The sequence below is a fragment of the Clostridium sp. ATCC BAA-442 genome (genome assembly GCF_964239415.1).
GTDB lineage: Bacteria > Bacillota > Clostridia > Oscillospirales > Oscillospiraceae > Flavonifractor > Flavonifractor plautii.
On the sequence record NZ_CAXSQB010000074.1, the window covers coordinates 1 to 6,593 of the forward strand.

10 protein-coding genes are annotated in these 6,593 nt (G+C 64.1%); 9 read left to right on the forward strand and 1 reads right to left on the reverse strand.

All coding sequences use genetic code 11. The annotated features are described in order from the left end of the window. Positions 1–134: 134 nt before the first annotated feature. The 8 genes from sfsA (at position 135) to ACESY8_RS18575 (ending at position 5,318) form a co-directional block, all read left to right on the forward strand. Positions 135–818, forward strand: coding sequence for a DNA/RNA nuclease SfsA (gene sfsA, locus ACESY8_RS18540; RefSeq protein ID WP_044942721.1), 684 nt, complete (start codon positions 135–137; stop codon positions 816–818). A 142-nt stretch (positions 819–960) separates the two neighbouring features. Next, positions 961–1,284, forward strand: coding sequence for a PadR family transcriptional regulator (locus tag ACESY8_RS18545; RefSeq protein ID WP_054339057.1), 324 nt, complete (start codon positions 961–963; stop codon positions 1,282–1,284). Beyond that, positions 1,281–1,667 (forward strand): hypothetical protein, encoded by a 387-nt coding sequence (locus ACESY8_RS18550; RefSeq protein ID WP_434307743.1) that lies wholly within the window; start codon positions 1,281–1,283, stop codon positions 1,665–1,667. The genes ACESY8_RS18545 and ACESY8_RS18550 overlap by 4 nt, the downstream gene beginning before the upstream one ends. A gap of 147 nt (positions 1,668–1,814) precedes the next feature. Further along, complete coding sequence (locus ACESY8_RS18555; RefSeq protein ID WP_226928407.1) at positions 1,815–2,117, forward strand: hypothetical protein; 303 nt, start codon at positions 1,815–1,817, stop codon at positions 2,115–2,117. Next, entirely contained in the window at positions 2,114–3,217 is a 1,104-nt protein-coding gene (locus ACESY8_RS18560) for a DUF2812 domain-containing protein (RefSeq protein WP_054339059.1), read from the forward strand. The genes ACESY8_RS18555 and ACESY8_RS18560 overlap by 4 nt, the downstream gene beginning before the upstream one ends. Before the next feature lie 244 nt (positions 3,218–3,461). Continuing rightward, entirely contained in the window at positions 3,462–3,584 is a 123-nt protein-coding gene (locus ACESY8_RS18565; protein WP_021633022.1) for a hypothetical protein, read from the forward strand. A 141-nt stretch (positions 3,585–3,725) separates the two neighbouring features. Beyond that, entirely contained in the window at positions 3,726–4,322 is a 597-nt protein-coding gene (locus tag ACESY8_RS18570; RefSeq protein WP_009257491.1) for an NAD(P)H-dependent oxidoreductase, read from the forward strand. Further along, positions 4,323–5,318, forward strand: coding sequence for an asparaginase (locus ACESY8_RS18575; protein ID WP_009257492.1), 996 nt, complete (start codon positions 4,323–4,325; stop codon positions 5,316–5,318). It abuts the gene before it with no gap. 42 nt (positions 5,319–5,360) lie between these two features. On the opposite strand, the gene ACESY8_RS18580 is transcribed toward ACESY8_RS18575, so the two are convergent. Beyond that, positions 5,361–5,711, reverse strand: a complete 351-nt coding sequence (locus ACESY8_RS18580; RefSeq protein ID WP_007488174.1) for a winged helix-turn-helix transcriptional regulator — start codon at positions 5,709–5,711, stop codon at positions 5,361–5,363. Between the two features lie 124 nt (positions 5,712–5,835). On the opposite strand from ACESY8_RS18580, the gene ACESY8_RS18585 reads away from it, so the two are divergent. Further along, positions 5,836–6,351 carry a nitroreductase family protein gene (locus tag ACESY8_RS18585; protein WP_009257493.1) on the forward strand — a complete coding sequence of 172 codons (516 nt, stop codon included), beginning with the start codon at positions 5,836–5,838 and terminating at the stop codon, positions 6,349–6,351. Positions 6,352–6,593 lie beyond the last annotated feature (242 nt).

Consider the following 6,593-nt stretch of genomic DNA (forward strand, 5'->3'; position numbering starts at 1 on the left):
GAACACGGAAGTTAAGCTCACCTGCGCCGAAAATACTTGTCTGGAGACGGACCGGGAAGATAGGTAACGCCGACACAGAAAACGGACTTCATATGAAGTCCGTTTTTTGTTCTCTTGAAGAGGAGTGGGAGAGCGTGCATTATTCAGGGGTGCGGCGCGGGGTGTTTGTGGAGCGCCCGAACCGCTTTATTGCCCATGCGGAGCTGGATGGCCAGCCGGTGGTCTGCCATGTCAAAAACACCGGTCGCTGCCGGGAGCTCCTCACTCCAGGGGCTGTCATTTATCTACAGGAGAGCGACAATCCAAATCGGAAAACCCGCTATGATCTGATTGCGGTGGAGAAGGGCGGGCTGCTGATCAACATGGACGCCCAGGCGCCCAATCAGGTTTTCCGGGAGTGGGCGGAAGGCGGCGGGTTCCTGCCGGGGCTGTCGCTTCTGCGGCCCGAGACCGCCTGGGGAAAGTCCCGGTTCGACTTCTACTGGGAGTTATCCACCGGACGGCGGGGATTTGTGGAAGTAAAGGGAGTTACCTTGGAGGAGGACGGCCATGCCCGTTTTCCCGACGCGCCAACGGAGCGGGGAGTCAAACACCTGGAGGAGCTGATCGCCTGTCAGGCTGAGGGCTATGAGGCGGCGGTCTGCTTTGTGCTCCAGATGGCCGGTATGCGGGATTTTGCCCCCAATGACCTTACCCATCCGGCCTTCGGCGCGGCGCTGCGGCGGGCGGCGGCGGCCGGTGTACAGATTCTGGCCCGGGAGTGTACCGTGACACCGGATTCCCTTGCCATCGCCGGGCCGGTGCCGGTCTGCCTGTAACCGGTCAGTCCGTCCATAGCCGATGAAAATACACAGACAACCAGAGAGGAGCCGGAGACGGCTCCTCTTTTTTGCTTGACTTATATCGAATATTGATATAGTATCATTGTAACGATAATCGACATAAAGGGAGGCGAGCGGCATGGCCCGAAAGAAGCTGGAGACATTGACGGAGCAGATGTTCTATGTCCTGCTCGCCCTGCGGGAGGAGCGGCACGGCTACGGTATCATGCAGGCCATCGCCGAGCTCACCGGTGGCCGGGTCAGCGTGGGGGCGGGGACCTTGTACGCTCTGCTGGAGCGGTTTGAGAAAGACGGACTCATCCGCCGCACCCGTACGGAGGACAACCGGAAATATTACGTTCTGATGCCGGAGGGGGGGCGGACCCTTCAAAATGAATATGAGCGTATCAAGAAGCAGGCAGCGGACATGGAGCGGGTGCTTCAAAAGGAGGAAGAGTCATGAAGCGACGTTTTTCCCTGTTTACCTATCCAATGATGGATATGAAGGCGGCGGAGGCTGAACTGAACCGCCGGGCGGCGGCGGGCTGGCAGCTGGAAAAGGTATGGATGGGCGTGCTGGCCGTTTTTGTCCCGGCCCATGTACCGGTGTGCTACTGTATCGACTGGAGCGATCCGGGCCGGGACGACGGGCCCGGCTACCGCGCTCTGCTGGCCGACGCGGGGTGGCGGCTGCGCCAGCGGGTGACCTGCCAAAACATCTATGAGGCCCCGGCGGGGACGACGCCCATTCAGACCGACAGCGTGCTGGAGTACCGGCGGTTCCAGGACAGGGCGCTGCGGCGGACGGGCGAAACCTCCCGGCGCCGGGGCGGTGGAGCGCCCTGACGGCGGCTGTGTGCGATCTGGCTGACAGGCGGGTTCTGGGGGCGGCCTGTCTGACGTTCCTGATGGATGTGGTGCAGAGCGCGCTACGGGGAGAATGGCTGCTCCTGCTGGCGGCCCATACCCGCTGGATTGAGGAGCCGTATCGGGTTGAGTTCAAAGTATACGCTGGAGGAGAAGATTGCGGACAGATGGACGCTTCCCTGGCCCTGGCTGGCGGACTGGACGGCGGAGTGGTGCAGGAGACAACTGGGGGCCGCTGGGCAACCGCCTCTGGAGGGGTATGAGGGTGTGTGGCACATCCGGAGCGGGGAGCGAACGGAGACGGCTGACCGGGGAGAATCGGGATGGGTGCTCCAGCGGGGGAATACAGTGTTTCGGATGAAGGACGGCGCGCTTCCAGACGAGATGTGGCTGGACGAAGTGCTGTCCAGGCTGGAGGGGGAGACATGAGGAAGCAAAAGAGTATCCGCTGGTTCCGCTACACCGTCGAGGATGCCAAGGCGGCCCAAGCGGAGCTGGACGAGCAGGCGGAGCGGGGCTGGGAGCTGGAGGAGGTGGGGCTGTTTACCGCCACCTTCCGGCGTGCGGAGCGCCCCCGCCGGTGCTGGGTGGAGCCCGCCCGGTGGAAGAGCGAGCGGAAAAAGGACTGGGATGCCCGGTCGGACTATCTGACCCTCTGCGGGGAGGCCGGATGGGAGTTGCTGGAAGAGGACGGGGGACTGTTTTACTTCCGGGCCAAAGAGGGAGGCGATCCTGCTCCGATCCAGACCGACAAGGATATGGAGTGGAATTACGTGTGGAAAAAGGCCCTGGCCGACCAGGTGTGGAGCCTGTCCTATCTTGCCGTCTATTGGTCCATCTGGACCGTAGGGGGGTACATCAGGGAGCACCCCCGCATGTGGGAGCTGTTCCTGTCCAATATCTCCATGGCCATGGCGACCCTTGTGCTGTTGTGGCTGGGAATGGATCTGTTTTTCGTGGTGCGGGTGCTCCGCTACCGGGCAAAATGCCGCCAGGTGGTGGCAGAGGGGGAGCCCTTTCCCGTACCACGGCGGTGGGGAGCCAGACTCCGGGGGATACGCCCGCTGATAGAGGGAGTGCTGATTGCCGTCCTCGTCCTGTGCCTCCTGTTGAGCGTTGGAGAAGGGCAGACCAATTATATAGACGGCTATTCCGCCTATACAAGGGAACAGAACTCCATCGCGGCCGCATCCTTCGAGTATTGCCGCTATGATCAGGAGGAAGGCGATTTGTGGGTGGAGCGGATGGACTGCCGCGCCGGCTGGCTGGCGGAGTGGATCTGTGAGGATTTCCGGGCTGCGGAAGGGGACGAAAAACGACTTCAGCGGGAATTCCACCGGCACAGGCCGACGGCTCTCCGGGCGGTGGAGCTGGGGTTCGACCGGGCCTGGAGCTATTCCAGCGGGGAATATGAGGGCCTGATTTTACGAAATGGAAACCAAGTGCTCCGTATCGAGGGCAATCAGATTGACCTGACCGGTGCCAAAACCCTGGCGGACATCCGCGCCTGGCTGGCGGAAGGGGCGTAGGGGCCGATACCCACAGGCCCCCGGGCGGGTGAGGGCACCTGCCCCTACAGGGGAGCAAATCCGGCGGCAGCGCTCCGGCGTGCCGCCGGAAAAGCGCGGGCGGCCACAAGGGACGCCCCTACGGGGCGCATATCAGACTGCGGCGTAGGGCCGATGCCCCACACAAGAAAGGGGGAAGAATGATGAAGAGGACGATGAGGAAATGGTTCTACTTTGATGGGAGCGATGCCAAGACGGCGGAGGCGTGGCTCAATCGGCTGGGGGCGGAGGGCTGGCGGCTGGGCAGACTCAGCACATGGACGGCATGCTTCTGGCAGACGGGGGAGAGGGTACGCTGCGCCGTGACGACAAGGCGGCGGGGGGATGAGGAATTCCGCGCCCTCTGCCGGAACGCGGGCTGGGGACTTGGCTCAGATGGCCGGGAGGCTAGTGGAGGCTTGCATCCCGCCATGCCCTGTGATAGGATAGGAGCAGACTGGAAATCCTTCTCTCAGGAGTGTGAATTACGATGGAAAACCTTCTCTTTATCAACGCCTGCGTGCGTGGAGAGCGCTCCCGCACGCTGAAGCTGGCCCGGCGCTTTCTGGACGCCTACCGGGCGGCCCACCCGGATACGGTGATCACCGAGCGGGATCTCTGCGCCGCCCGGCTCCAGCCACAGTACCCGGAGGTGCTGGCCGAGCGGGACGCGCTTTGGAGTGCGGGCAAGCTGGAGCAGCCCATGTTTGAGCCCGCCTGGCAGTTCGCGGCGGCGGATAAGCTCGTCATTGCCGCCCCTTTCTGGGATATGAGCTTCCCCGCCATCCTGAAGATCTACCTGGAGCGCATCTCCGTCACCGACCTCACCTTTGGCTACAGCGAGGAGGGGGCCATGGTGGGGCTGTGCCGGGCCTCCAAGCTGCTCTATATCACCACCCGGGGCGGCAACTACGCCGGCACCCCCATGGAGACGGCCACCCCCGTGCTGAAGGCCCTGTGCACTATGTACGGCATCCCGGAGTTCCAGTGTCTGGACGCCGAGGGGCTGGACGATATCCGCAACGACAAGGAGGCGCTTCTGGCCGACGCCGCCCGCCGTGCGGAGGCCCTGGCGGAGGTGTTCTGAGTGCGGCCCCACATCCTGCTGCTGACCACCGGGGGCACCATCGCCTCTCTGCCCACGGCGGAGGGACTGGCCCCCGGCCTGGACGGGGAGGCCCTGGCCGGGCTGCTCCCCCAGGGAATTATGGACTGCTACGACATCACGATCCGGGATATCCTCCACCTGGACTCCTCCAACATCCAGCCGGAGGAGTGGCAGACCATCGCCCGCCACGTCTTTGAAAACCGGATGGAGTACAGCGGCATCGTGATTACCCACGGCACCGACACCATGGCCTACACCGCCTCGGTGCTCTCCTTTATGCTGCGGGGCATCTCCATCCCGGTGGTGCTCACCGGGGCCCAGCTCCCCATGGCCCACCCCCTCAGCGACGGCATGGAGAATCTGCGCACCGCCCTGGCCATGGCGGCCTCCGGCGTGCCGGGGGTGTTCCTGGCCTTCGACCGGAAGGTGATTCTGGGCTGCCGGGCGGTCAAGACCCGCACCACCGACTTCGATGCCTTTGAGAGCGTCAACTGGCCCCTGGCCGCCAATGTGGACGGCAAGGGGCTGCAGATCCACCGGGAGGCCATCCCCGCCCCCGCCGGAGCGTGCGCCCTGCGGGACAAGCTGTGCGACAAGGTATTCCTCATCAAGCTCACCCCCGGACTCGACCCGGAGATCTTCGACATGCTGCTCCAGATGCACTACCGGGGCATCGTCATCGAGGCCTTCGGCGCTGGGGGGCTGCACTTCGTCCGGCGGGATCTGATCGCCAAGCTCCAGGCGGCCGCCCGGGCGGGCATGACCGTGGTGGTGTGCTCCCAGTGCCTCTACGAGCCCAGCGACTTCTCCGTCTACGAGGTGGGGCAGAGGGCTCTGGCCCAGGGGGTGATCCAGGGCCGGGATATGACCACCGAGGCGGCGGTGACCAAGCTCATGTGGGTGCTGGGCCAGACCGGCGATCCGGAGATCATCCGGGACTACATGGAGCGCTCCCTGGCCGGGGAGATGGCGTAATCAGACAGCGCGCGGAAAGGGGGGGGGGCGGAGGGCCCTTTTTCAAGATTGTGAAGAGGAAGCGGAGCTGCTCTGGGCCAGATACCACTCCCCCCAGCGGCACATCTCGTCCAGAATGGGGGCGAGGCTCCGGCCGAAGTCGGTGAGGCTGTACTCCGTCTTGGGCGGCACCACCGGATAGACGGCGCGCCGGAGCAGGCCGTCCCGCTCCAGCTCACGGAGCTGCTGGGCCAGCATCTTGTCGGTGGCCCGCGGGATGCGCCGGTGCAGCTCGTGGTAGCGGAGGGTGCCCGCGTCCATCAGGTGCCAGAGGATCACCGCTTTATATTTTCCGCCCACAAGGCGCAGGGTGGCCTCAACGGGGCAGGTAAAGCCGCAGCAGGGGATTTCCATAGGGGAGCTCCTTTCCATTTGGGTAGTATCTACCCGAAAAGTACATTCTTGCGCGGAAGATGGATTCGGATATAATGATAGTACAGGCCGGCCTGAAATACAACCTCGTAAAGGAGTATCCGAGATGGACTTTTTGAAATTGGTTCGGGCGCGCTATTCGGTGCGCCAATATCAGAACCGTCCGGTGGAGCCGGAAAAGGTGGAGCAGCTTCTGGAGGCGGCCCAGGCGGCCCCCACCGCCGCCAATTGCCAGCCGGTGCGCCTGCTGGTGGTGGAGACGCCGGACGGGCGCAGACGGCTGGCCGGGGCGGCGGAGCTCTACGGCGCGCCCCTGGCGGTGGTGGTGTGCGCCGACCGGAGCCGGGCGTGGAAGCGGCCCTTTGACGGCAAGCAGACCACAGACATCGACGCGTCCATCCTCACCGACCACATGATGCTGGCGGCGTCGGCCCTGGGGCTGGGCTCGGTGTGGATCTGCTACTTCCAGCCGGAGGCGGTGAAGGCGGCCCTCGGCCTGCCGGAGCACCTGGAGCCGGTGAACATTCTGGCCGTCGGATACGCGGACGGCGCGCCTGCCAGCCCGGAGCGGTGGCGGACGGAGCGCATTCCGCTGGACGAACTGGTGCTGGCGCGGGCATAGGCAGACACCCCAGGGATGGTCATTCCATCCCTGGGGTGTTCAGGCGGTCAACAGGCCCTCCTGCGAAACGGTTCGGAGGGACGGAGCGTGTGAAAGGGAACCGCTGGGGTTCCCCCGCGTTGGATCTGACAGCTTCTTGAGCCTGCTTGAAGGTTCAAAAGCCTGCCGAACCGTTTCGCAGGAGGGCCTGTTGACCGCCTGAACACCCCCCGGATGGAATGACCATCCCTGGGGTGTCTGCC

Coding starts and splice junctions, on each gene's coding strand:
- ACESY8_RS18545 (WP_054339057.1), top strand. CDS start 961: ATGGCCCGAAAGAAGCTGGAGACATTGACGGAGCAGATGTTCTATGTC.
- ACESY8_RS18550 (WP_434307743.1), top strand. CDS start 1,281: ATGAAGCGACGTTTTTCCCTGTTTACCTATCCAATGATGGATATGAAG.
- ACESY8_RS18560 (WP_054339059.1), top strand. CDS start 2,114: ATGAGGAAGCAAAAGAGTATCCGCTGGTTCCGCTACACCGTCGAGGAT.
- ACESY8_RS18570 (WP_009257491.1), top strand. CDS start 3,726: ATGGAAAACCTTCTCTTTATCAACGCCTGCGTGCGTGGAGAGCGCTCC.
- ACESY8_RS18580 (WP_007488174.1), bottom strand. CDS start 5,711: ATGGAAATCCCCTGCTGCGGCTTTACCTGCCCCGTTGAGGCCACCCTG.
- ACESY8_RS18585 (WP_009257493.1), top strand. CDS start 5,836: ATGGACTTTTTGAAATTGGTTCGGGCGCGCTATTCGGTGCGCCAATAT.